This is a genomic window from Type-F symbiont of Plautia stali (assembly GCF_059731105.1).
This window is the reverse complement of sequence record NZ_AP035909.1, coordinates 1853150-1877785: the sequence shown is the minus strand read 5'-3', so window position 1 is coordinate 1877785 and position 24636 is coordinate 1853150. Positions and strand designations below refer to the sequence as shown.

At 57.9% G+C, this 24636-nt stretch carries 25 protein-coding genes; 16 read left to right on the top strand and 9 right to left on the bottom strand.

Annotated elements, in window-relative coordinates; all coding sequences use genetic code 11:
- The first annotated feature begins 127 nt into the window (after positions 1-127).
- Together araA and AC6I7A_RS08875 are read left to right on the top strand one after the other, a co-directional pair.
- Complete coding sequence (araA, locus tag AC6I7A_RS08880) at positions 128-1627, top strand: L-arabinose isomerase (protein WP_009090330.1); 1500 nt, start codon at positions 128-130, stop codon at positions 1625-1627.
- 920 nt (positions 1628-2547) lie between these two features.
- Positions 2548-2868, top strand: a complete 321-nt coding sequence (locus AC6I7A_RS08875; protein ID WP_318250538.1) for a GNAT family N-acetyltransferase — start codon at positions 2548-2550, stop codon at positions 2866-2868.
- A gap of 30 nt (positions 2869-2898) precedes the next feature.
- Here AC6I7A_RS08875 and yjfF read toward each other — a convergent pair whose 3' ends face one another.
- The 4 genes from yjfF to ytfQ all read right to left on the bottom strand — a co-directional run bounded on the left by yjfF (position 2899) and on the right by ytfQ (position 7431).
- Positions 2899-3885: a galactofuranose ABC transporter, permease protein YjfF gene (yjfF, locus tag AC6I7A_RS08870; RefSeq protein ID WP_009090334.1), complete on the bottom strand. Its 987-nt coding sequence runs from the start codon at positions 3883-3885 to the stop codon at positions 2899-2901.
- Positions 3882-4898, bottom strand: coding sequence for a galactofuranose ABC transporter, ATP-binding protein YtfT (ytfT, locus tag AC6I7A_RS08865; RefSeq protein WP_058956536.1), 1017 nt, complete (start codon positions 4896-4898; stop codon positions 3882-3884). The genes yjfF and ytfT overlap by 4 nt, the downstream gene beginning before the upstream one ends.
- Positions 4891-6411, bottom strand: a complete 1521-nt coding sequence (locus AC6I7A_RS08860) for a sugar ABC transporter ATP-binding protein (RefSeq protein WP_046101773.1) — start codon at positions 6409-6411, stop codon at positions 4891-4893. The genes ytfT and AC6I7A_RS08860 overlap by 8 nt, the downstream gene beginning before the upstream one ends.
- 63 nt (positions 6412-6474) lie before the next feature.
- Positions 6475-7431, bottom strand: coding sequence for a galactofuranose ABC transporter, galactofuranose-binding protein YtfQ (gene ytfQ / locus AC6I7A_RS08855; protein ID WP_046101772.1), 957 nt, complete (start codon positions 7429-7431; stop codon positions 6475-6477).
- A gap of 685 nt (positions 7432-8116) precedes the next feature.
- Between ytfQ and ydgT the strand changes: the two genes are divergently transcribed.
- The 10 genes from ydgT (at position 8117) to AC6I7A_RS08805 (ending at position 16694) form a co-directional block, all read left to right on the top strand.
- Complete coding sequence (ydgT, locus tag AC6I7A_RS08850; RefSeq protein ID WP_046101771.1) at positions 8117-8332, top strand: transcription modulator YdgT; 216 nt, start codon at positions 8117-8119, stop codon at positions 8330-8332.
- 109 nt (positions 8333-8441) lie between these two features.
- Positions 8442-8885 (top strand): DUF2569 domain-containing protein, encoded by a 444-nt coding sequence (locus AC6I7A_RS08845; RefSeq protein WP_009090340.1) that lies wholly within the window; start codon positions 8442-8444, stop codon positions 8883-8885.
- A gap of 123 nt (positions 8886-9008) precedes the next feature.
- Positions 9009-9590 carry an electron transport complex subunit RsxA gene (gene rsxA, locus AC6I7A_RS08840; protein WP_003853423.1) on the top strand — a complete coding sequence of 194 codons (582 nt, stop codon included), beginning with the start codon at positions 9009-9011 and terminating at the stop codon, positions 9588-9590.
- A complete protein-coding gene (gene rsxB / locus AC6I7A_RS08835) occupies positions 9590-10168 on the top strand; it encodes an electron transport complex subunit RsxB (protein WP_009090345.1) in 579 nt (192 codons plus the stop codon). The genes rsxA and rsxB overlap by 1 nt, the downstream gene beginning before the upstream one ends.
- A complete protein-coding gene (gene rsxC / locus AC6I7A_RS08830; protein WP_498004764.1) occupies positions 10161-12782 on the top strand; it encodes an electron transport complex subunit RsxC in 2622 nt (873 codons plus the stop codon). Before rsxB ends, rsxC begins: the two co-directional genes overlap by 8 nt.
- Positions 12783-13841: an electron transport complex subunit RsxD gene (rsxD, locus tag AC6I7A_RS08825; RefSeq protein WP_058956537.1), complete on the top strand. Its 1059-nt coding sequence runs from the start codon at positions 12783-12785 to the stop codon at positions 13839-13841. It abuts the gene before it with no gap.
- A 3-nt stretch (positions 13842-13844) separates the two neighbouring features.
- Positions 13845-14477: an electron transport complex subunit RsxG gene (rsxG, locus tag AC6I7A_RS08820; protein ID WP_058956538.1), complete on the top strand. Its 633-nt coding sequence runs from the start codon at positions 13845-13847 to the stop codon at positions 14475-14477.
- Positions 14470-15174 carry an electron transport complex subunit E gene (locus AC6I7A_RS08815; RefSeq protein WP_009090356.1) on the top strand — a complete coding sequence of 235 codons (705 nt, stop codon included), beginning with the start codon at positions 14470-14472 and terminating at the stop codon, positions 15172-15174. The genes rsxG and AC6I7A_RS08815 overlap by 8 nt, the downstream gene beginning before the upstream one ends.
- Positions 15171-15803 carry an endonuclease III gene (gene nth / locus AC6I7A_RS08810; RefSeq protein ID WP_009090357.1) on the top strand — a complete coding sequence of 211 codons (633 nt, stop codon included), beginning with the start codon at positions 15171-15173 and terminating at the stop codon, positions 15801-15803. The genes AC6I7A_RS08815 and nth overlap by 4 nt, the downstream gene beginning before the upstream one ends.
- Before the next feature lie 159 nt (positions 15804-15962).
- Positions 15963-16694, top strand: a complete 732-nt coding sequence (locus AC6I7A_RS08805; protein WP_058956539.1) for an HPP family protein — start codon at positions 15963-15965, stop codon at positions 16692-16694.
- Between the two features lie 38 nt (positions 16695-16732).
- Here the strand turns inward: AC6I7A_RS08805 and AC6I7A_RS08800 are convergent, their stop codons facing one another.
- A complete protein-coding gene (locus tag AC6I7A_RS08800) occupies positions 16733-17434 on the bottom strand; it encodes a CTP synthase C-terminal region-related (seleno)protein (RefSeq protein WP_058956540.1) in 702 nt (233 codons plus the stop codon).
- 578 nt (positions 17435-18012) lie between these two features.
- Here AC6I7A_RS08800 and dtpA point away from each other — a divergent pair.
- Both dtpA and gstA read left to right on the top strand, forming a co-directional pair.
- Positions 18013-19509, top strand: a complete 1497-nt coding sequence (gene dtpA / locus AC6I7A_RS08795) for a dipeptide/tripeptide permease DtpA (protein ID WP_058956541.1) — start codon at positions 18013-18015, stop codon at positions 19507-19509.
- Positions 19510-19656: 147 nt separating this feature from the next.
- Positions 19657-20262, top strand: a complete 606-nt coding sequence (gstA, locus tag AC6I7A_RS08790; protein ID WP_009090361.1) for a glutathione transferase GstA — start codon at positions 19657-19659, stop codon at positions 20260-20262.
- Positions 20263-20294: 32 nt separating this feature from the next.
- On the opposite strand, the gene pdxY is transcribed toward gstA, so the two are convergent.
- The 4 genes from pdxY to AC6I7A_RS08770 form a co-directional block, all read right to left on the bottom strand.
- Positions 20295-21155, bottom strand: a complete 861-nt coding sequence (gene pdxY / locus AC6I7A_RS08785; RefSeq protein ID WP_009090363.1) for a pyridoxal kinase PdxY — start codon at positions 21153-21155, stop codon at positions 20295-20297.
- 56 nt (positions 21156-21211) lie between these two features.
- A complete protein-coding gene (gene tyrS / locus AC6I7A_RS08780) occupies positions 21212-22486 on the bottom strand; it encodes a tyrosine--tRNA ligase (RefSeq protein ID WP_009090365.1) in 1275 nt (424 codons plus the stop codon).
- A 140-nt stretch (positions 22487-22626) separates the two neighbouring features.
- Positions 22627-23283, bottom strand: a complete 657-nt coding sequence (gene pdxH / locus AC6I7A_RS08775) for a pyridoxamine 5'-phosphate oxidase (RefSeq protein ID WP_058956542.1) — start codon at positions 23281-23283, stop codon at positions 22627-22629.
- A 25-nt stretch (positions 23284-23308) separates the two neighbouring features.
- Positions 23309-23623, bottom strand: a complete 315-nt coding sequence (locus AC6I7A_RS08770; protein ID WP_058956543.1) for an MliC family protein — start codon at positions 23621-23623, stop codon at positions 23309-23311.
- 189 nt (positions 23624-23812) lie between these two features.
- Between AC6I7A_RS08770 and AC6I7A_RS08765 the strand changes: the two genes are divergently transcribed.
- Both AC6I7A_RS08765 and AC6I7A_RS08760 read left to right on the top strand, forming a co-directional pair.
- Positions 23813-24016, top strand: coding sequence for a hypothetical protein (locus tag AC6I7A_RS08765; RefSeq protein WP_009090370.1), 204 nt, complete (start codon positions 23813-23815; stop codon positions 24014-24016).
- Positions 24017-24400: 384 nt separating this feature from the next.
- Positions 24401-24634 carry a YgdI/YgdR family lipoprotein gene (locus tag AC6I7A_RS08760; RefSeq protein WP_009090372.1) on the top strand — a complete coding sequence of 78 codons (234 nt, stop codon included), beginning with the start codon at positions 24401-24403 and terminating at the stop codon, positions 24632-24634.
- Positions 24635-24636: the final 2 nt, after the last annotated feature.

Below are 24636 nucleotides of genomic sequence, written 5' to 3'. Positions count from 1 at the left end.
GCTCGCCCCTTCAGGGCCGCACTTCAGGGCGTTCAGGTTGCTAAAGCAGCCTGTGTGAGCACTGCCCGGGTTCAGAATGACAAATAAATTAGCCTATTAGGTAGGCGCAAAGTAAAGGAGTGGTTTTATGGAACAGTCAAACAGCTACAGCGTGTGGTTTGTCATCGGCACGCAGCACCTCTACGGGCCGGAGACGTTACGCCAGGTTGAACAGCATGCGCGTCAGGTCGTCGAGGGCCTGAATCAGTCCGGGTTACCGCTGCGCCTTGAGCTGAAACCGCTGGTGAAATCACCGGATGAAGCGCTGTCCCTGTGTCGCGACGCTAACTATGACCAGCAGTGCGCCGGCATCATTACCTGGCTGCACACGTTCTCTCCGGCCAAAATGTGGATTGGCGGCCTGAGCGTGCTGAATAAGCCTCTGCTGCAATTTCACACCCAGTTCAATGCGGAGATCCCGTGGGACAGCATGGACATGGATTTTATGAACCTGAACCAGACGGCGCACGGCGGTCGTGAGTTCGGTTTTATCGGTGCCCGCATGGGTCTGCAGCACAGCGTGGTAACCGGACACTGGCAGGATAGCGCCAGCCAGCAGCGTCTGGGCAACTGGATGCGTGCGGCCCTGGCGAAACAGGCCAGTCAGCAGCTGAAAGTGGCGCGTTTTGGCGACAACATGCGTGAAGTGGCCGTGACCGAAGGCGATAAGGTCGCCGCACAGATTCAGTTCGGCTATTCGGTGAATGGCTGGGGCGTGGGCGATCTGGTTGAGGTGATCAATGGCGTCAGCGATGGCGATGTGAATGCGCTGATCGACGAGTATGAAAGTCTCTACCGCTTTTCCGATGTCGCCGCCGCCGGTGGTGAAAAGCGGCAGAACGTGCTGGATGCGGCTCGTATCGAGCTGGGTCTGAAGCAGTTCCTTGAAGCGGAAGGCTGCCACGCCTTTACCACCAACTTCCAGACCCTGCATGGCATGACCCAGTTACCGGGTCTGGCGGTGCAGCGTTTGATGGGTCAGGGGTATGGTTTTGCGGGTGAAGGCGACTGGAAGACCGCTGCGCTGCTGCGTATTTTCAAGGTACTGGCTGGCGATCGCAAAGGTGGCACCTCATTTATGGAGGATTACACCTATCACTTCTCACCCGGCAACGACCTGGTGCTCGGCTCGCACATGCTGGAGGTCTGCCCGTCGATCGCCATTGAAGAGAAGCCGCTGATCGATGTGCAGTTCCTGGGCATTGGTAATAAAGCTGACCCGGCGAGGATGATCTTCTCCACCCCGGCCGGTCGTGCGATTAATGCCAGCGTGATCGATATGGGCGACCGTTTCCGTCTGCTGGTGAATGTGGTCGATGCGATTGAACAGCCGAAACCGCTGCCGAAATTGCCGGTTGCCCGTGCACTCTGGAAAGCGCAGCCGTCACTGGCGACCGCATCCGAAGCGTGGATTCTCGGGGGTGGCGCACACCATACGGTGTTCAGCCAGGCGCTGACGCTCGACGACATGTATCTGTACGGCGAGATGAACGATATCGAGGTGCTGGTGATTGATGAGCACACCCGCCTGCCCGCGTTTAAAGACGCGCTGCGCTGGAACGAGGCGTACTACCGGTTAAAACGTTAATGAGTGATTCCTGGCGCTTTGCATCTCTTTAAAAGAGAGATGCAGGGGCCGGAAGTCGCCGTATGTCAAAAACCAGTGCTATTCAGTCGGGAATGGCGGGCGTTCCGTGAAGTCGCCGTAAATACCTCCTTGTAGGCTCGGCGAACGCTTTACTTCACTGCCCGGCATCCCCTAACGCCTCATAATTCCGCTCGAATTTTGTACAGCAATGATCGAACCCAACCGGGAAGGAATGGTATGCCTGAAGAGCAAAGCGTCCGCGCCAGGGATGGCGCGGCCGATCCGCATGGATGCGGGAACCCTTTGCGATCAGGCATACCTTTCCTGACCTTTCGCCTGCTACCAACAGCGACGCCTTTTTTGTGCAATAAACGCACAAGCCCGTGCTTTTCAGTCGGGAATGACGGGCGTTCCGTAAAGTCGCCGTAAATACCTCCCTGTAGGCTCGGCCGCCGCATCCATGCGGCGGACGCTTTACTTCACTGCCCGCCATCCCCTCCTTTTTGTAGCGCCTGAGCGAATGTTCAGGCACTCAGTGCATCAACAACTGTGAATAAAACACCGAGTCAGATCCGCCTCCGACCCGTTCCTCCTGCCTCACATTCCGATCGATTTTATTACAGCAATGATTAAGCCCGACCGGGAAGGAATGGTATGCCTGAAGAGCAAAGCGTCCGCGCCAGGGATGGCGCGGCCGATCCGCATGGATGCGGGAACCCTTTGCGATCAGGCATACCTTTCCTGACCTTTCACCTGTTACCAACAGCGACACCTTTTTTGTGCAACAAACGCACAATCCCGTGCTTTTCAGTCGGAAATAATGGGCGCTCCGTAAAGTCGCCGTAAATACATCCCTGTAGGCTCGGCCGCCGCATCCATGCGGCGGACGCTTTACTCCACTGCCCATCATTCCCTCCTTTATGTGGTATTTGAGCTTGTCTTTAAAGCTAAATACCAGGGCCGCATTCTGCAGCGTTATTCGTTATGAACTGGATGACATTGCGGCAAGGGAATACTGGCTGGGTGAGGTTGTGACAGACAAAAAATTCCGCGGCCAGGGCGTGGCAAAGGCGCTGATTCAGCGGGCGATTGCACGCGCCAGACAACAGCAGATCGGTGAACTCTGGCTCTATACCCCCGATCAGCAGGCGTACTATCAGCGTTCAGGATGGCAGGCGGTGGAGCAGCGGCACATAGCCGGAGAAGAGGTGACCGTGATGGTGCTTAACCTTGCGCAGTAACGGGCGGCTCCTGTGAGCCGCCCTCTCATATCAGGAACTCAATCGCTTAACCGGCGCGTTCTGCTGACGATCCCAGATCACCGTCAGTAACCGCTGCAGGGCGATAAAGGCAAACAGCAGAATCCCGATGGCGATTTTGGTCCACCAGGAACTCAGCGTGCCGTCGAAATTTATCCATGTCTGAATCAGCCCCTGAATCAACACACCAAACAGCGTGCCTAACACCGTGCCGACACCGCCTGACAACAGCGTGCCGCCAATCACTACCGACGCGATCGCATCCAGCTCTACCCCCAGCCCGGCCAGCGCATAGCCTGCTGAGGTATAGATCGAAAACACAATCCCGGCCAGCGTGGCCAGCGTGGTGGAAAGCATATAGATCTTAATGGTGGTGGCGCGCGTCGACACCCCCATCAGCTGCGCCGATGTCAGATTGCCGCCGATGGCGTAAACCCGATTACCAAAGCGGGTGCGGTGCGCCAGAATAATCCCGCCTACCACCACCAGCAGCATAATCACCGCCAGCAGACTCAGCCGCCCGCCGCCCGGTATTTTCCACGCCAGACCCGACAGCGTCGTATAAAACGGATGATCGATGGGAATCGAATTCTCGGACACCAGATAGCTGCATCCGCGCAGGAAAAACATCCCTGCTAACGTAATAATAAAAGCCGGGATCTTCAGCGCATCGATCAGCCAGCCCATCATGGCACCAAACAGCGCCCCCAGCGCCAGAATCAGCGCAAACGCCAGCAGCGGATTGACATGAAAATCGCCAATTGCGCGCGCCAGAAAGACGCCGGTAAAGGCGATCACTGCGCCGACCGACAGATCGATACCCCCCGATAAAATCACGAAGGTCATTCCCACCGCGATAATGCCCAGAAACGCATTGTCGGTCAGAATGTTGCAAATCACCCGGGTTGAGGCAAAGCCCGGAAACTGCGTCAGGCAAAACAGGTAACCCGCCACAAACACCAGCAAGGTGATCATCAGCGGAAGATGACGTTTGATCATGTCGGCCGTCTCCGTTTCAACATCGCAATAAATCGCGGTGACTGCAGCAACAGCACGCACATCACCACCACCGCTTTCACCACCTGGTTCAGCTCAGGCGGGAAACCGGAGAGCAGAATCCCGGTATTCATCGACTGAATGATCAGCGCCCCAATCAGCGACAGCACCAGATTAAAGCGACCGCCCATCAGCGAGGCTCCGCCGATCACTACGGCCAGAATCGCATCCAGCTCCAGCCATAAACCGGCGTTGTTCGCATCCGCTCCGCGAATATCCGCCGCCACAATCAGCCCCGCCACGGCGGCACAGACACCGCTGATCGCGTAGGTCGACATCACCACCAGCCAGCCTGTCACCCCGGCATTGCGGGCCGCGCGCAGGTTGATCCCGACCGCTTCAATGAACAGACCCAGCGCGGTCTTGCGCGTCAGCAGCCATACCGCCAGCGCCACCACCAGCGTAATCCAGACCGGCACCGGCAACATCCATAGCGCGCCGTTGCCAAACCAGCCCAGACTGTCGCTGTCGAAGGTCACAATCTGCCCCTGGGTAATCAACTGGGCGATACCCCGTCCGGCCACCATCAGGATCAGCGTGGCGACAAACGGCTGGATGCGCAGCAGCGCCACCAGCACCCCGTTCCACACGCCGCAGGCCAGCCCGGTTCCCAGCGTGGCAAGGATGATAAACGGCACCCCGTGACCGGCTACGGTCAGCGTCGCGGCGGTTGCGCCGGCTATCGCCATCACCGCACCCACGGAAAGATCGATGCCGCCGGTAGCGATCACCAGCGTCATACCAATCGCCAGCAAGGCGACGGGCGCCGCGCGGTTCAGGATATCGATCGGGCTGCCGAACAGACGACCCTCCTGCAGATGCACGGCAAAAAAGTTATTCGCCACCAGATTGTCAATCAACAGCACCAGCAGCAGCGCCGCAATCTGCGGCATCCCCTGCGGCAGCTTCAGCTTGCGACGCGGCGTTTTTTCAGAAGTCATAGGAGACTCAAGCATGTTTTACTCCTCCGTCAGCGATGGCATTGACAATCGATGCGACCGAAAGCTGCTCCAGGGGGATTTCTGCCACCTGCTTCAGATCGCGCATGATCAACACCCGATCGGCATAGCCCACCAGCTCTTCGAGTTCAGAGGAGATCACCAGCAGCGCCAGACCGTCGGCGCACAGGGATTCGATTAAACGGATAATCTCGGCGTGCGCACCCACATCAATACCGCGCGTCGGCTCGTCGAGGATCAAAAACTGCGGTTTCGTCACCAGCCAGCGCGACAGCAGCACCTTCTGCTGGTTGCCACCCGATAACAGCTCTACCGGCTGCTCCGCGTGCGGTGTGCGGATGCCGAGACTTTTAATGAAACGGTCGGCAATCGCCTGCTGCTCGCGTTTTTTAATCGGGCGTAGCCAGCCACGCTGCGCCTGCAACGCCAGGATGATGTTTTCCCGTACCGAGGCCGCGCCAATAATCCCGTCGGTCTTCCGATCCTCCGGGCAAAAACCCATTCCCAGCTGTGAGGCTCTGGCCGGGTTGGTAATGCGCTGCACTTTACCTTTGATCTTCGCCGTGCCGCGATCGGCGCGCCGGATGCCGAACAGCACTTCAGCGGTTTCGGTGCGTCCGGATCCTAACAGCCCCGCCAGCCCGACCACTTCGCCAGGGCGGACCGCCAGGTTAAAGGGTTCAATGGTGCCTTTTCTGCCATAATCTTCAAACGAGACGACCGGCTGATTGCTGCGCAGCGTGCTGCCCTGCCGCTGCAGCGCCGTCTCCAGCAGTTCGCGTCCCAGCATCAGCTTGATCAGCTCAATCTGCGGCAGCGTAGCGGTATCGCGGGTGGCAATAAACTGCCCGTTGCGCAGCACGGTAATCCGATCGGTAATGCGGTACACCTGGTCGAGAAAGTGGGTAACAAAAATCAGGCTCATTCCGCGGGCTTTCAGCTGCGCCATCAGGGTAAAAAGCATCTCCACCTCGCTGGCGTCCAGGCTGGCCGTTGGCTCATCCAGGATCAGCACCTGCGCCGAGAGATCGACCGCCCGACAGATCGCGATAATCTGCTGCATCGCCACCGAATAGTGGCCCAGCGGACGGGTGACATCGAGCGAAAAACCGTAATTGCGCATCAGCGCATCGGCATCACGCACCATCCGGCGGCGATCGATCATACCGAAACGCCGTGGTTCACGGCCAATATAGAGGTTATCCGCCACCGACATGTTCGGCAGCATATTCACTTCCTGATAGACTGTGCCAATGCCCATCTCCTGCGCCTGCGCAGTGTTGTGCGGCGTAATCGCCTCGCCATTCAGGATGATGGTGCCGGCATCCCGGCTGTAGACGCCGGTCAGCACTTTGATCAGGGTCGATTTACCGGCACCGTTCTCACCCAGCAGCGCCATGATCTCCCCTTTGCGGATATCAAAGGAGACATTGTTCAGTGCTTTGACGCCGGGAAACCCTTTGCTGACGCCGCTGATGGACAGCAGCGGTGCTTCATTTTGCGTGGTCATTCTGCTCACTCCGCCTGGTCATAAAAAACCGCCCCACAGGGCGGTCTGCGGCTGGTCTGCGGATCAGTAGCCCATGCCTTTTTTCCTCTCCAGCTCCTTCTCAGCGTCAGCAGGCAGGAACAGTTTCGACTCGGTCTTGATCACTTTTGGCGGCAGCGTGCCATCTTTTTTGAATTTCTCCAGCGCATCAAACGCCGGGCCAGCCATGTTCGGCGTCAGCTCCACGTTGGCATTTGCCTCACCCGCCAGCATCGCTTTGTAGATATCCGGCACCCCGTCAATCGAGCCGGTCAGAATATCTTTGCCCGGTTTCAGACCCGCCTCTTTAATGGCCTGAATGGCACCGATCGCCATATCATCGTTGTGCGCATAGACCATGCAGATATTCTTGCCGTTGTTCTCCGCCTTGATGAAGCTCTCCATCACCTCTTTACCTTTACTGCGGGTAAAGTCACCGGACTGAGAACGGATCACTTTAATGTTTGGATGGTTGCTGATCGCTTCAGCAAAGCCTTTTTTGCGATCGATCGCGACGCTGGCCCCGACGGTGCCCTGCAGTTCCACCACGTTACACTGCTTGTCGCCGACGGTTTTCACCAGCCAGTCACCGATCAGCTTGCCCTCCAGCACGTTATCCGCCGTAACCACCGCCTGATAAAGCGACTTGTCTTTCACAACGATGGCCCGGTCCAGCAGATAGACCGGAATTTTGGCGTCTTTGGCTTCTTCCAGCACCGGTTCCCAGCCCGTCTGCACCACTGGCGCGATGAAGATGGCATCCACGCCCTGCGCGATGAATGAACGTACGGCCTTGATCTGATTCTCCTGTTTCTGCTGTCCGTCGGCGATTTTCAGGGTGATGCCGCGTTTTTTCGCTTCGCTTTTCGCCACATTGGTTTCCGCCGAGCGCCAGCCAGATTCTGAACCGACCTGCGAGAAGCCGACCGTCATGTCTGCCGCGAGCACCGGGCCGGTTAATGCGGCGCTGACCAGCGTGGTCAGAAGTAAACGTTTCCACATAGTTTTCATTCCTCTGAAGGGCGTTTGCTGTTTAGGGTAGAGAGCACGCTTAGCCTGGACTAAAAAAGGGTGCATAATGGCGACGCGCCTCACAAAACAGAGCAATTTAAAGGAGTTACGTGTAACGACAAGGGGTTGCTGGCCGTGGCCTTATGGAGAGAACTGCTGAGAAATAAAAACTTTGCGGTTAAATAATTGTAATAAACAGAATCGCTTATGTGTAATGGTGCTGGAAACGATTACAGCCAGGCGTACAAAACGGGTTATGACGCTGAGCCGCAACAAAAAACAGGTTTTGTGACTGCCCGCACAGTCGCCTGCTGACACCGTCCGGGAGCGAAACGTTTCTCTGACGATCGCGAAGAGGCTCCGGATAACGCTGGAGTAAAAACCACGAAAAAAAGCCACTGACAGGCGATTCGCCACGTGAGCGCAAAAACCGGCTTTTATCGTGGCAGGCAAAGCGGTTTTTTGCCGGTTCTGTCGTTGAGGATGAAACATTCACGCGCAGCCAGAGACGGGGTAATGGCTGTAGACAGTGGTAAAAAAATAAAACTACGAATTTTCATTACGTTTACGGTGCGTTAGTCTGATTTTCACCTTTTCTTACCTGCCCGATCTGGACAGGCAAGGCCCGCCCCCTATACTGAGCACTCCTTTGTTACTTCTATCTGTTATGGCAATGATGACTGCGCACGATTACCTGCTTAAATTCCGCAAAGTAAATAATTCAGACAGTCTGGAAAAGCTTTTCGACCACCTCAACTACTCACTGACGAATGATATCGAGATCATCAACATGTATCGGGCTGCCGACCACCGGCGTGCTGAGCTGGTCTCCGGCGGACGCCTGTACGATCTCGGCTGTGTCCCGAAAACAGTGTGGCGTTACGTGGTCTGACTTTCTGCTGTTAACCGCTCTTTTACCCCCTGACCTGTCCGGATGGGCGAGCCCTTCCGGACATGTTATCCTGCTGCGCTTCGACTCTCCGAGACAGGAATAACTCCCGATGAATGAACAGGTTGCTGCGCCACGTATTGGCGGCTGGCTTTTGCTGCCGCTGGCCTGGCTGATAATGACTCTGTTAACCACCGTTCTGGTGCTGGCGATGTATCTCACCCCGCTGTTCAATGCTGAATGGCGTGTGGCGCTCTTTTCGCACGGCAGCACGCTCTTCTCCTACTGGGCCATTTCCCTGCTTACGGCCGTGGCGGTCTGGGCCTACAGCCTCTGGATCAGCTGGCTGTTCTTTAAGCGATCGCATCGCCTGCCGCGTCACTACCTGCTCTGGCTGCTGATTACGGTGCTGTTAGCGCTGAAAACCTTTGCGTTCACGCCGGTTGCCGACAGCCGTGCGCTGCAGACGCTGCTGTTATCGCTGCTGGCCGCGGCGGTTTTCGCGCCCTATTTCAAACGTTCAAAACGGGTGAAAGCGACCTTCATTGCGCCGTAACGCTGTGAGTTATGTCAGGAATTTAATTCTGAGTGCGGTCTGCCGCTCTGCCGATGGCGCGGGTGTTGAGATACGCCGCGCTATCAATGATAATAAGCCGCTTTCTGGCTCCCAGGCGAAAAAATGACCGATTATCTGCTTCTCTTTGTTGGCACCGTGCTGGTAAATAACTTCGTTTTAGTGAAGTTTCTCGGCCTCTGTCCCTTTATGGGCGTTTCCAAAAAACTGGAAACGGCGATTGGCATGGGCCTCGCCACGACTTTCGTGATCACGCTGGCCTCGATCTGCGCCTGGCTGGTCAACCATCTGATCCTGCTGCCGCTGGATCTGGTCTATCTGCGTACTATGGCCTATATCCTGGTGATCGCCGTCGTTGTGCAGTTCACCGAGATGGTGGTGCGTAAAACCAGCCCGTCGCTCTATCGTCTGCTGGGGATCTTTCTGCCGCTCATCACCACCAACTGTGCGGTACTGGGCGTGCCCCTGCTGAGCGTCAACCTCAACCACACCTTTATGCAGGCCGCGCTCTATGGCTTCAGCGCTTCTATCGGCTTCTCGCTGGTCATGGTGCTGTTCGCCGGTATGCGTGAGCGGCTGGTGCTGGCCAATGTTCCCGCCCCGTTCAAAGGTAACTCCATCGCCCTGATTACCGCGGGCCTGATGGCACTGGCCTTTATGGGCTTCAGCGGGCTGGTGAAATTCTGATGACCGCGATCTGGATTGCTATTGCTGTACTGAGTGCGCTGAGCCTGGTGTTCGGCGGCCTGCTGGGTTACGCCTCGCGCCGCTTTGAGGTGGAAGAGGATCCCATTGTTGAGCAGATTGATGCCGTTCTGCCGCAGAGCCAGTGCGGCCAGTGCGGCTATCCTGGCTGCCGTCCCTATGCCGATGCGGTCGGTAACAACGGTGAAGCGATCAACAAGTGCGCGCCGGGCGGTGAGCAGACCATGCTCAAGCTGGCGGCCCTGCTTAACGTTGAACCGCAGCCCATCGATGGCGACGAAACGGCGAAAGAGCCGGTGCGCACCGTGGCCTTTATTGATGAAGCCAACTGTATTGGCTGCACCAAATGTATTCAGGCCTGTCCGGTGGATGCGATTGTCGGGGCCACCCGCGCCATGCACACCGTGCTGAGCGATGTCTGCACCGGCTGCGATCTCTGTGTCGCCCCCTGCCCGACTGACTGCATCGAAATGCGTCCGGTTGCCACCACGCCAGCTAACTGGAAGTGGGATTTGAATACCATTCCTGTACGGGTGATCCCGGTAGAAACTCATGCTTAATCTGTTTAACTTCCTGAAAAAAGAGAAGGTCTGGGATTTTCAGGGCGGCATTCATCCGCCCGAAATGAAAACCCAGTCCAACGGCACGCCGCTGAGCGAACTGCCCCTGCCGGACCGTTTCGTTATTCCGTTAAAACAGCATATCGGCCATGAAGGCGAGATCTGCGTGGCGCCTGGCGATAAGGTGCTGCGCGGTCAGCCGCTGACGTTTGGAACCGGCCGTATGCTGCCGGTTCATGCGCCCACCTCCGGGGTGATTGATGCGATTGGCCAGCACATGACCGCGCATCCTTCCGGTCTGTCCGAACTCTGCATCTTTATGACGCCCGATGGCGAAGATCGCTGGGTGCCGCTCGATCCCCTGCCTGACTATCGCCAGCATCCGCGCGCCGATATCGTGCAGCGCATTCACGATGCGGGCGTGGCGGGCCTGGGTGGCGCGGGCTTCCCGACTGCCACGAAACTGAAAGGCGGCCTGCGCGGGGTAAAAACCCTGATTATCAATGCGGCAGAGTGCGAGCCTTACATCACCGCGGACGATCGCCTGATGCAGGATTATGCCGCCGAGGTGCTGGAAGGCAGCCGCATTCTCGGCTGGGTGCTGCAGGCTGAGCGGGTGCTGATCGGCATCGAAGATAACAAACCCGAAGCGATTGCCGCCCTGAAGCAGGCGCTGGGCAGTGAGCGCGACCTGCAAATCCGGGTGATCCCGACCAAATACCCCTCGGGCGGTGCCAAGCAGCTGACCCGCATCCTGACCGGCAAGGAAGTGCCACACGGCGGGCGCTCAACCGATATCGGCGTGCTGATGCAGAACGTTGGCACCGCGTGGGCGGTGAAGCGCGCCATTATCAACGGCGAACCGATTACCGAACGCGTGGTCACCCTGACCGGTGAGGCGATCGCTCAGCCGCGTAACGTCTGGAGCCGTCTGGGTACGCCCATCAGTCATCTGCTGCATCAGGTGGGATTCACCCCTGCGCCGCGCCAGATGGTAATCATGGGCGGTCCGCTGATGGGCTTTACCCTGCCGTCGCTGGATGTGCCGGTAGTGAAGATTACCAACTGTATTCTGGCGCCTTCTGCCAGTGAGATGGGCAACAACGACGAAGAGCAGTCCTGCATTCGCTGTTCAGCCTGCGCCGATGCCTGTCCGGCTAAGCTGCTGCCACAGCAGCTCTACTGGTTCAGCCAGGGCGGCGATCATGATAAAGCGCGCGCTCACCATATCGATGACTGCATTGAGTGCGGTGCCTGCGCCTATGTCTGCCCGAGTAACATCCCGCTGGTGCAATATTACCGGCAGGAAAAAGCGGAACTGCGCGCCATCGATCTGGAAGCCAAACGCACGCTGGAAGCGAAAGCGCGCTTTGAAGCGCGTCAGGCGCGACTGGAGCGTGAAAAGCAGGCCCGCGAAGCACGCCACGAAGAGGCGAAGCAGCGGGTGGCTCGTACGGATAACGGCGAACTGGCCGCCGCAAAAGCGCGGGTGAACGCGCGTCAGGCTGCCCAGCCGGATGAAGCGACGCTTGAGGCGCAGCGTGAAGCCCGCCACGCGCAGGCACGTCTGCGTCAGGCCGAGGCGCAGGCTGAAACCCAGCCGGTCACGCGTCAGACCACCGATCCGCGTAAAGCGGCGGTTGAAGCGGCGATTGCCCGCGCCAAAGCGAAGAAAGCGGCACAGCCGGAGGCTGAAACAGTGCAACCGGCTGCTGAAATCACGCCAGACGCACCGGCTGAAACCGACCCGCGCAAGGCCGCCGTGCAGGCCGCCATCGCCCGCGCCAAAGCGAAGAAAGCCGCGCAGGCGGACAATCCTGAAGCGTCCACGCAGGCTGTCACCGACAGCGCCGCAGACGCACCGGCTGAAACCGATCCGCGTAAGGCCGCCGTGCAGGCCGCCATCGCCCGCGCCAAAGCGAAGAAAGCTGCGCAGGCGGACAATGCGGAAGCGTCCACGCAGGCTGTCACCGACAGCGCCGCAGACGCACCGGCTGAAACCGATCCGCGCAAGGCCGCCGTGCAGGCCGCCATTGCCCGCGCCAAAGCGAAGAAAGCCGCGCAGGCCGAGAATGCTGAAGCGTCCACGCAGGCTGTCACTGACGGCACCGCAGACGCACCGGCTGAAACCGATCCGCGCAAAGCCGCCGTGCAGGCCGCCATCGCCCGCGCCAAAGCGAAGAAAGCCGCGCAGGCGGACAATGCGGAAGCGTCCACGCAGGCTGTCACCGACGGCACCGCAGACGCACCGGCTGAAACCGATCCGCGCAAGGCCGCCGTGCAGGCCGCCATTGCGCGCGCCAAAGCGAAGAAAGCCGCGCAGGCGCAGCACGCTGAACCCGCTACGTCCGCCACCGACAGCGCCCCTGAGCCCTCACAGGCGGAACAGGAGGCGGACGCCGCGTCACGCGACGCCGCAGCGCTGGCGACCGCCGCGCATTTTGCGGTGGAGAAAGCGGAGCAGGCTCAGGAGCAGGCAAACAATGCGAATGCCGAACCTGAACAGGCACCTGAACTGAATCAACCCGATGATGCGCGCAAAGCCGCTATTGCTGCCGCCATCGCCCGTGCCAAAGCGCGTAAAGCGCAGTCGTCTACGACGCTTGAGGATTAAATGGCTTTTCGTATCGCAAGTTCTCCTTACACCCACAATCGCCGCAGCACTGGCAATATCATGCTGCTGGTGGTGCTGGCTGCACTGCCCGGTTTTGCCGCACAGTGTTATTTCTTTGGCTACGGCACCCTGTTACAGGTTTTACTGGCGACGCTCACCGCCTGGCTGACCGAAGCGGCGATTCTGCGGCTGCGCAAAGCGCCGGTTGCCAGCACGCTGGCAGATAACTCAGCGCTGCTGACCGCCGTGCTGATCGGCATCAGTCTGCCGCCGCTGGCGCCCTGGTGGCTGGTGGTCGTCGGTACGCTTTTTGCCGTGGTCATTGCGAAACAGCTGTATGGCGGGCTGGGTCAGAACCCCTTTAATCCGGCAATGGTTGGCTATGTGGTGCTGCTGATCTCCTTCCCGGTGCAGATGACCAGCTGGCTGCCGCCCGATACCCTTCAGGCGATCAAACCCAGCCTGCTCGACAGCCTTAGCATGGTTTTCCGCGGGCATACCCTGGCGGGCGATACCATGCAGCAGCTGCAGATGGGTGTGGATGGCATCAGCCAGGCGACCCCGCTGGATACCTTTAAAACCGGCTTACGCGCGGGTCACAGCGCTGAACACCTGCTGGCCCAGCCGATTTACAGCGGCGTGCTGGCGGGTCTCGGCTGGCAGTGGGTCAACGTCGGCTATCTGGCGGGCGGCCTGTTCCTGCTGTGGAAAAATGCTATCCGCTGGCATATTCCTGCGGCGATGCTGCTGTCGCTGGCCGTCTGCGCCACGCTGGGCTGGTTCTTCTCACCGGACTCGCTCAACAGCCCGCTGATCCACCTGTTCTCCGGTGCCACCATGCTGGGCGCGTTCTTTATTGCGACCGATCCGGTGACAGCCTCAACCACTAACCGGGGCCGCCTGATCTATGGTGCACTGATTGGCCTGCTGGTCTGGCTGATCCGCAGCTTCGGCGGCTATCCCGATGGCGTCGCCTTTGCCGTGCTGCTGGCGAATATCTGCGTGCCGCTTATCGACTACTACACCCAGCCGCGCGTTTACGGCCATCAGAAGGATTAAGCGATGCTGGAGACGATTCGCAAAAATGGGGTAACGCTGGCGATGTTTGCCGCGATCACCACCGCGGCGACCGCCGTGGTGAACACCGTGACTAAACCCACGGTCGAACATCAGACGCAGTTACAGCAGAAAAACCTGCTGGATCAGGTGGTTCCGACCACGCTTTATGACAATAACATTCAGCAGGATTGTTACGTTGTCACCGATCCGGCGCTGGGTAACAGCGCGCCCCATCACCTCTATCTGGCGCGCAAAGGCGATCGGCCGGTGGCTGCCGCACTGGAGACCACCGCGCCTGACGGCTATTCTGGTGCCATACAGATGCTGGTCGGTGCCGATTTCCAGGGTAAAGTACTGGGCGTGCGGGTGATTGAACATCATGAAACGCCCGGCCTGGGCGACAAGATCGAACTGCGGATTTCTGACTGGATCAACAGCTTTAACGGCAAAGTGGTTCAGGGACCCGGCGATAAGGCCTTTGCTGTGAAAAAAGATGGCGGCGAGTTCGATCAGTTTACCGGCGCCACCATTACCCCGCGCGCGGTGGTCAATGCCACCAAACGCACCGCGCTGTTAATGAAAACGCTGCCGGAGAAACTTTCTTCGTTACCGCAATGTGGAGACGCAAATGAGTGAAGCTAAAAGTCTGCTGGTTGGCGGATTGTGGAAGAACAACTCGGCGCTGGTGCAGCTGCTGGGCCTCTGTCCGCTGCTGGCGGTCACCGCAACGGCCACCAATGCGCTCGGTCTGGGGCTGGCGACCACGCTGGTGCTGACCCTGACCAACAGTTTTATTTCCGCCTCGCGCCGCTGGGTCCCCTCGGAAATCCGTATCCCGATCTACGTGATGATCATCGCTTCGGTGGTGAGCTGCGTGCAGATGCTGATTAACGCCTATGCCTATGGACTCTATCAGTCGCTGGGGATCTTTATCCCGCTGATCGTGACCAACTGCATCGTGGTGGGCCGTGCCGAAGCCGTGGCCTCTAAAAGCAGCATTCCGCTGGCGGCGCTCGATGGTTTCGCCATCGGCATGGGCGCGACCTGCGCCATGGTAGTGCTGGGCTCGCTGCGCGAAATTATCGGCAGCGGCACCCTGTTCAACGGAGCCGATCAGCTGCTGGGGCCGTGGGCAAAATCGCTGCGCATTGAAGTGGTCCATTTTGATTCACCGATGCTGCTGGCCATGCTGCCGCCTGGCGCGTTTATTGGCCTCGGCATGATGCTGGCGGGCAAATACCTGATCGATCAGAAGATGAAGCAGCGTGCGGCACTACGTGCTGAAGCCGCGGCCAGCGCCGCACCGCAGGGCGCAGCCGGGAAAGCCGTGTGAACCAGACGAAACGCACCGAGATCCTGCGGCGTCTGCAGGAACATAATCCGCATCCGACCACCGAGCTTCACTTCAGCTCGCCGTTTGAACTGCTGATTGCGGTCCTGCTTTCCGCGCAGGCTACCGATGTCAGCGTCAATAAAGCCACCGCGAAACTCTATCCGGTGGCCAACACCCCTGCCGCCATGCTGGCGCTGGGAGTGGATGGCGTGAAGTCCTACATCAAAACTATCGGCCTGTTTAACAGCAAAGCGGAAAACGTCATCAAGACCTGCCGCATTCTGCTGGAACAGCACAACGGCGAGGTGCCGGAAGATCGCGCGGCGCTGGAAGCGCTGCCAGGCGTAGGCCGCAAAACCGCCAACGTGGTGCTCAACACCGCCTTTGGCTGGCCAACCATCGCTGTCGACACCCATATCTTTCGCGTCAGCAACCGCACCCGGTTTGCTCCCGGTAAAAACGTGGAGGAGGTTGAACAGAAGCTGCTGAAAGTGGTTCCGGCGGCGTATAAGGTCGATTGTCATCACTGGCTGATTCTGCACGGCCGCTACACCTGCGTGGCGCGCAAACCGCGCTGTGGCTCCTGCCTGATTGAGGATCTCTGCGAGTATCCTGAAAAAACGGACTGACCCGCTGCGGCGGGTTTTTTTATCGTCTGATTGCCCTCTGCGTCTCTCTGCCACCGGCCTCCCTGCCGTTCGGAATAACGTCACAGTTTGTCGGGTTGTTACCTCGCTGTTGATGATGGAAAATCGCCGCCCCTGACGATAAGAAAATGTTATGACCCGGTGAGTAAAGCAACGAATGAACGGCCTCCTGCTGCGAGGCATCCTCTGCGCCAGTTCCTGGCGCGACTCTGGCCGCACCCGCTGGCGGTCACGCAAAAGCATATCCTGTTCGCCGCGCTGGGCGCCGGCTGCGGATTGATGCTGACCAGCCTGCTGAGCCACTGGATGCTGGGTGAGCTGAACCTCTGGTTTGTCGCGCCGGTCGGCGCCTCGGCCGTGTTACTGTTTGGTGTGCCCGCCAGTCCGCTGGCGCAGCCGTGGGCCATCGTCGGCGGCAACAGCCTGTCAGCGCTGGCGGGCGTGACCGTCAGCCTGCTGATCCCCGATCCGGCAATCGCCTGCGGCGTGGCAGCCTGTGTGGCGATCCTGCTGATGTTTCAGCTGCGCTGCCTGCATCCGCCCGGCGGCGCGGTGGCGCTGACCGCCATTCTGGGCGGACCTGCGGTGCAGCAGCTGGGCTATCAGTTTGTTCTGACGCCGGTTCTGCTCAACTCTCTGACGCTCGCGCTGCTGGCGCTGCTGTTTAATAATCTGGCCGGTCGCCGCTATCCGCATCCGCTGGCTCCCGCAGAGAGTAATCCTGAGCCGGTGGCGATGCCGGTGCCGCTGACCCGCGCCGATCTGCATCAGGCGATTCAGGGCGGTGAACTGCTGGATATCGATGAAGAGGATCTGCAGGCCCTGCTGCTGCGCGCTGAACAGATCGCGCAGCGCCGCCAGTTTAATCGCTGACGGTTATCATCGCGCCCGCCCGGTTATCCGTGACGGTGTCACCTGATGAAGCCCGCCAACGCGGCCTGCATCCACGCGACCACCAGCGGAGCGTCCTTCTCCTGCAGGGCGGCGCGCTCTGACTGAAACAGCGTCGCGACAAAGAAGGGATGGTCGGGCAGCTCTACGCCGCGCACCTCACCCGCCTCATCCCAGGCGGTAATGCGCAGCGTGTTCTCGCCCAGTGCGGTACTGAATGCCGGGTTGACGCCAAAGTTGCAGTGGTAGCCTTCATCGCTGCTGAGCGCCCCATAGGCCAGGGCGATACGGGAGTTCGCTTCAAATCTTACTGTGCCGCGCTTCTCCACCAGCGAACAACTCAGTGGCGTAATCACCTGTCGCCCGCCCGTCTCTGTTTCGGCGTGACGCGCATCCTGCCACTCCAGCACATTGCGCGCGTATTCGATGACCGCATACTGAAATCCGCCGCAGGAGCCCAGGAAAGGTTTGCCGCTTTCCCGCGCCCAGCGAATGGTGTCGAAGACACCCGCGTCATTATGATAAGGACTGCCCGGCACGACCCAGATAGCATCGCTCTGCGCCAGATGCGCCTCGCTAAGCTGTTCTGTGGGGATCCATTCTGCTTTCGCAGTGATATTCAGCCGACGGGCGGCACGTTCAATCGCAAGGGGAATAGCCTGATGGGCAACCGCACTGGCGCGGTAATCACCGACCAGTGATAAACGCAGGGAGGAGGACATAGCGGGTTCCTGTAAGGGGAAATTGAGAGGCTACAGGAATGTGAATATTCTGTCGAGCGCGCTCAGCAACACGGGTTTTCGTACCCGCCAGCCCCGCGCAATCGATTTCTTGTTTTACTTTCTGAAATAAATCGCCATTTTGTGTTCCGGATCGTCACCCGGACGCTTTTTCATCAATGCGGCAGGCTTAACGTTTTAATTTTCGGCAGATCGCCTGGTAAATAGCCATCTTCTGCCGGTTAGTGCTGCTGAATTATCATCCGGCAAACGTTTAATCTGCATAAGGTGTCATTAGCAGTTAATATTAATTTCATCCAGTAAGCCGCCCTCATTTGGCATTTTTATACTGAAGTGATATTTCAGATCAATATTAAAATCTGCCTCATCGTTTATTGTAAGATTTTTAACCTGACATTATCAGGTTACACGGGGTGTCAGAAAACTCTTGCCCTGCTGCCCGTAATCAGCCAAATTAGTCGCCGCTCCTCCCTTCTGATAACAATTTTGCGCATGGAACACTCACATGACGCAGACTTAATTCCTGTCCCGAAACAGGATGTGACAAAACTGAGGTACAAGTGTCAACTGCAAACAAACACACTGATGAGGCTGTCAGCCTCAATGCGTTTAAACAGCCAAAGGCGTTCTACTTAATCTTTTCGATTGAGTTATGGGAACGTTTTGGCTTCTATGGCCTGCAGGCCATTATGGCGGTTTACCTGGTGAAGCAGCTGGGATTGTCTGAATCAGACTCTATTACCCTGTTCTCTTCATTCAGTGCGCTGGTTTATGGTCTGGTCGCCATCGGCGGCTGGCTCGGTGATAAGGTGCTGGGTACCAAACGCGTTATCGTACTGGGTGTACTAGTGCTGGCGCTGGGTTATGCGCTGGTCGCCTTCTCCGGCCACAACGTCAGTATCGTCTATCTCGGTATGGCCACCATCGCCGTGGGTAGCGGCCTGTTTAAAGCGAATCCCTCTTCGCTGCTTTCGACCTGCTATGAGAAAGATGACCCGCGTCTCGACGGTGCGTTCACCATGTTCTACATGTCGATTAACATCGGTTCGCTGTTCTCGATGATGCTGACACCGTGGTTAGCCGCAAAATATGGCTACAGCGTCGCTTTCTCCCTCTGCGTCATCGGTCTGGTCATCACCCTGTTCAACTTCCTGTTCTGCAAACGCATGGTCAAAGATTACGGCTCTAAACCGGACTTTGCGCCGCTGCAGGTCGGTAAACTGCTGATGACCCTCGTGGGCGTCGTGGTGCTGATCGCACTGGCAAACTGGATGCTGCATCACCAGGCGATTGCACGCGTGGTGCTGGCGGTGATTGCACTGGGCATCGTGCTGGTGTTTGCCAAAGAAGCCTTTGCGCTGCAGGGCGCAGCGCGTCGTAAGATGATCGTGGCCTTCCTGCTGATGGTTGAAGCGATTCTGTTCTTCGTGCTCTACATGCAGATGCCGACCTCCCTGAACTTCTTCGCTATCCGTAACGTTGAGCACACTATCTTCGGCATTACCTTTGCTCCGGAGCAGTTCCAGGCGCTGAACCCGTTCTGGATCATGCTGGCCAGCCCGCTGCTGGCGTCGCTCTACAACAAGCTGGGCGATAAGCTGCCGATGCCGCACAAATTTGCCTTTGGTATGGTGCTCTGCTCCGCCGCGTTCCTGGTACTGCCGCTGGGCGCGAAGTTTGCCAGCGATGCCGGTATCGTTTCTGTGAACTGGCTGATCCTGAGCTATGCGCTGCAGAGTATCGGTGAACTGATGATCTCCGGTCTCGGCCTGGCGATGGTCGCGCAGCTGGTGCCTCAGCGTCTGATGGGCTTTATCATGGGCTCCTGGTTCCTGACCACCGCCGGTGCGGCGGTGATTGCCGGTAAAGTCGCTAACCTGATGGCTGTGCCTGAAAACGTGACCGATCCGCTGATTTCACTGGCAACCTACAGCCGTGTGTTCCAGGAGATTGGTATCACTACGGCAGTGATCGCCGTGCTGATGCTGATTACTGCGCCGCTGCTGAACCGCATGACGCAGGACTCTGAAGCAAAAGCCCGGGATGTGCAGGCCTGACAGCCACCCTGTCATCTCTCAGCCGGGCTCTGCCCGGCTTTTTTATGGCTGACGTCTCCCCCTGATTATTCCCTGATCCCTGTCACTGGCAATTCTGCTCTGAGCATTTACTATGCAGTAACCCCATTGCCACAAGGAGACCGGGTTATGAAACTGTTTTGCAAAGCGGGTGCCTGTTCGCTCTCACCTCACATTGTCATGCGCGAATGCGGGCTCGACTTCACCCAGGTCAGCGTTGATCTGGCTACAAAGCTCACCGAACGCGGCGACGACTTTCGCCAGATCAATCCCAAAGGTCAGGTGCCCGCCCTGCAGCTCAGCGATGGCACCGTGCTGACGGAAGGTGTCGCCATTGTGCAGTACCTGGCGGATCTCAAACCCGATCGCCACCTGCTGGCACCGGTTGGCAGCCTGACGCGCTACCAGACCGTTGCGTGGCTCAGCTACGTTGGCAGTGAGCTGCATAAAAGTTTCGGGCCGCTGTTCCGCCCGGGTTACTCTGACGAGGTAAAAGCGCAGACCCGCAGCCAGCTGGAAGCAAAATTTCGTTTTGTCGATGAATCACTGCGTGACAGACAGTGGCTGATGGGGCTGCACTTCAGCGTGGCCGATGCGTATCTCTTCGTGGTGACGCGCTGGGCAAACGCGCTGGGACTGGATCTGTCTGAGTATACGGCGCTGAAGGCGTGGTTTGAGCGGGTTGCAGAGCGGCCTGCGGTGCAGGCGGCACTCAGGGCCGAAGGATTAGCCTGAGTGAACAGGGCCGGATAACCGGCCCTGATACGTTACAGCTTTTCAGCCGCGAAGTGCTGGGTCGGATGGGCGATGGCATCCTGTGCCGCCACCAGCTGCAGCTCATACTCACCCATCTGATGGGTTTTCAGCATCACCTCATAAACGGCAGCGGTGACGTGCTCCAGCGCATCCTGCAGCGATTTACCGTGCAGCAGATTAACCAGCAGCAGTCCGCTGGTCAGATCCCCCACCCCGACCGGCTGACGGACGCCAAAGTCCACCAGCGGACGGCTGATGTGCCAGGCATCTTCTGCCGTCACCAGCAGCATCTCAAAGCGATCGCTGCGACGCCCCGCACGCGCCAGATGTTTCACCAGCACCACGCGCGGCCCCTGAGCGATCAGCGCCCGTGCTGCGTCCACCGCCGCGTCCACATCAGTGACGGTGCGTTCGCTCAGCATCTCCAGCTCCAGCAGGTTCGGCGCGATGATGTCGCTGGCAGGCATCGCCATTTTGCAGTGAAACTCTGCCACGCCCGGGGCGACGATACAGCCTTTCTCCGGATGGCCCATCACCGGATCGCAGAAGTACCAGGCGTTCGGGTTGGCCGCTTTGACCTGACGGACAATCTCCAGAATCTGTTCGCCCTGCTCCGCCGAGCCCAGATAGCCGCTCAGCACCGCGTCACAGGTCTTCAGACGGTCGATGTCCGCAATGCCTTTCACGATGTCGGTTAAGTGCGTTGCTGGCATCACCGTGCCGGTCCAGTGGCCATATTGCGTATGGTTGGAAAACTGCACGGTATTCAGCGGCCAGACGTTTGCACCCAGACGGCGCATCGGAAACTCAGCCGCCGCATTCCCGGCGTGACCAAAAACAACGTGCGACTGAATCGCTAAAATATTTTTCACTTGTTTGCCCTGTCCTGCCTTGCCATAAAAAAGGGCCGGAGACCGGCCCTGAAATCTTACTGCCAGTTAATCAGGCAGTAATGTTTCTTACCGCGACGCAGCAGCGTGAAGCGGTTAAACAGTTTGTCACTGTCGCTGAAGCGGTATTCCGCGTCAGACTGCTTTTCACCGTTCAGAGAGACGGCGTTGGAGCCAATCATGGTGCGAGCCTGACCGCGTGACGGCACCAGCTCCGCTTTCACCAGCGCCTGCTGCAGATCGTCTTCAGCGCTCAGGGTGATGGTTGGCATGCCATCCTGCGCCAGCTGCTCGAAATCCGCTTCGGTCATATCGCTCACGGCGCCGGAGAAAAGGCTGGCCGTGATGCGTTTCGCCGCCGACAGACCCGCTTCGCCATGCACCAGACGCGTGACCTGCTCAGCCAGCACATACTGCGCACGTGGCGCGGTGCCGCTGTTTTTGTCCTCTTCTTCCAGCGCGTTGATCTCTTCAATGCTCATGAAGGTGAAGAACTTCAGGAAGCGATAGACATCTGCGTCCGCAGTGTTGATCCAGAACTGATAGAACTTGTACGGACTGGTCTTCTTCGCATCCAGCCAGACTGCGCCGCCTTCGGTTTTACCGAACTTGGTGCCGTCAGACTTGGTGATCAGCGGCACGGTCAGGCCAAACACCTGGTTCTGATGCAGACGACGGGTCAGGTCGATACCGGAGGTGATGTTACCCCACTGATCCGATCCGCCAATCTGCAGCGAGACGCCGTGGCGCTCATTCAGGCAGGCAAAGTCATAGCCCTGCAGCAGATTGTAAGAGAACTCGGTAAAGGAGATGCCCTGATCGTCACGGTTCAGACGCTGCTTCACCGCTTCTTTGTTGATCATCTGATTGACGGAGAAGTGCTTGCCGATATCACGCAGGAAGGTCAGCACGTTCATGCTGCCAAACCAGTCGTAGTTATTGGCGGCGATTGCGCTGTTGCTGCCGCAATCGAAGTCGAGGAAGGGAGCCACCTGCTGGCGGATCTTTTCAACCCATTCACCGACGGTTTCGCTGGTATTAAGTTTACGCTCTGCGGCTTTGAAGCTCGGGTCGCCAATCAGGCCGGTTGCGCCACCGACCAGTGCCACCGGCTTGTGGCCGGCATCCTGAAAACGCTTCAGGCAGAGCAGCGGTACCAGATGGCCCAAATGCAAGCTGTCGGCTGTGGGGTCAAAGCCGCAATAGAGCGAAATTGGCCCCTGCGCCAGTTTCTCTGTCAGCGCCTCTTCATCCGTCACCTGGGCGATAAGGCCCCTCTCCTGCAATTGTTGTATCAGGTTACTGCTGGTCATTACTGACTCCAAATTGATCAGACTGCACCTAGGCTGGTACACAGCTTTCCGCCGGGATGCGGAATCGAAAAAAATCAGGGCTATAGCATAAAGCGCTGACGCTCTCTGTGCCAGCGCTGATAGGGGGGAATCGTGCAGATTCAGGGTGCCAGACGGTCGATTTTCCAGCCATCGTGATCGCGCTGGTAGATGAAACGATCGTGCAGGCGATGTTCGCCCCCCTGCCAGAACTCCAGCGTATGAAATTTCACCCGATAGCCACCCCAGAAACTGGGCAGCGGCACGTCACCCTGCTGGAACTTCTGCTTCAGCTCAAGGAACTTCCCTTCCAGAATGCCGCGCGCCGAAATACGGCTCGACTGCTTCGACACCCAGGCCCCGATCTGACTGTCACGCGGACGGCTGTGGAAATATTTCAGCACCTCCAGCGGCGAGAGTTTTTCCACTTCGCCCAGTACCATCACCTGACGCTCCAGGTAGTGCCACGGGAAGTGCAGGCAGATGCGCGGATTGTTTGCCAGCTGTAACGCCTTGCGGCTGCCGAGGTTGGTATAGAACACCATGCCCTGCGCATCGAAGTGCTTCAGCAGCACGATACGCTGCCACGGCTGGCCCTGTTCATCCACGGTTGCGACCGTCATGGCCGTCGGATCGGGCAGTTTTGCCTCGCAGGCCTGGCTCAGCCACTGTTCAAACAGGACGACGGGATTGTCCGGCAGATCCTTCCGGCGTAATCCGCCGCGGGTATATTCACGCCGCAGATGGGCAATGGTGTGTAGCGTTTCGCTGTCGCTCATAATGCTCGCCTTTTCAGATAAAGAGTCAGCTGGCAGGTTGCAGCTCACAATCGTTCACGACAATTTTATCGTTCCGTTCAATAAATGCGCCGTTGCCTTTAGACCAGAAAACATAGGTGCCATCGCTGTAACGGGCACCGGACGCCGATACGGTCTGCTTCAGCGTCAGCGGCTGGCCGTCCATAATGAAACTGACCTGCTGCTGACCCTCATCCAGCGTCACGGTCAGCGGCAGCGTCCCACAGCGATAGTGCAGCGTCTGCTGCGCTGGCGGCTGTTTATGCAACAGGCTGCAACCCGACAGCAGCAGCACAGCGGCAACGATTAATCCTTTCGACATAAGCGGGTCCCCTTCACAAGTGAAGCTGGCATTATAAGAAGGATTTGGCGTGAAGTAAGTGGGAATCCGCGCCAATCGGATGAATGGCGTCGGGCAGAGAGAATTATTGTCGCTTTTCAGGCGGTTGTCTGAATGCAGAGGTCGCGTTATCAGGCTACGCTCTATGCATCTTAAGCGAGGGAAACCAACATGAAATTTGATAACGAAGATGCATTCAAGCTGGCCGTGGCGTTCATGAATCACAAAGAGAATGCCACCATTGCCAGCAGCTACTTTAAGACCTTTATCGACACCTACCAGAAGTTTGACCGCTGGCTGAGCGCCTCCGATCCGGTCAGCGCCATGAAGGCGGAAAAAGCGGCCGCCAAAGCGGGCGAAGACTCTGTCCTCTGATAGCCTCTCTCTGGCCCGGGATCGCACCGGCTTCGGGCCACACATCCTCCCCTGCAGGAGAGCTCACCACGGCGCCCGCGTTCCGCGCTGCGATCTATTCTCCTGCTGACGGTTCGGACGTTAACAAAATAGCGGCCCTTATCTCCGATCTTATTTTCGCCTTTGGCTTTGTGTTTATTGTGACGGGATGCCAGCGCCGCAAAACGTCCGTGCCGACAATATAAAGTTGCAATAAATGCTATTTCCCGGACTCAGCGTCGGAAATAATCACAGCGGCCACTGTTTTTGCTTAAAAAAAACGCAACGGAGTGGGTCAGGGCCAGCAAAATTTATAAAGGCGTCTATGCTGTAAACGTCTGGATATGAATTCATGGAGAACAAAAAATGAAAATGAAATCCCTGTCAGCTATCGCATTGCTGGCTCTCTCTTTAGGCACACTGGCAGGCTGCTCTTCCAATCAATCGATTAAGACCACTGATGGCCGCACCATCGTGACCGATGGTAAACCGCAGATTGATTCAGATACCGGTCTGGTTTCTTATCGCGATGCTCAGACAGGAAAAACTGAGCAAATCAATCGCAATGAGATCAGTAATATGAGTGAACTCGACAACTAATA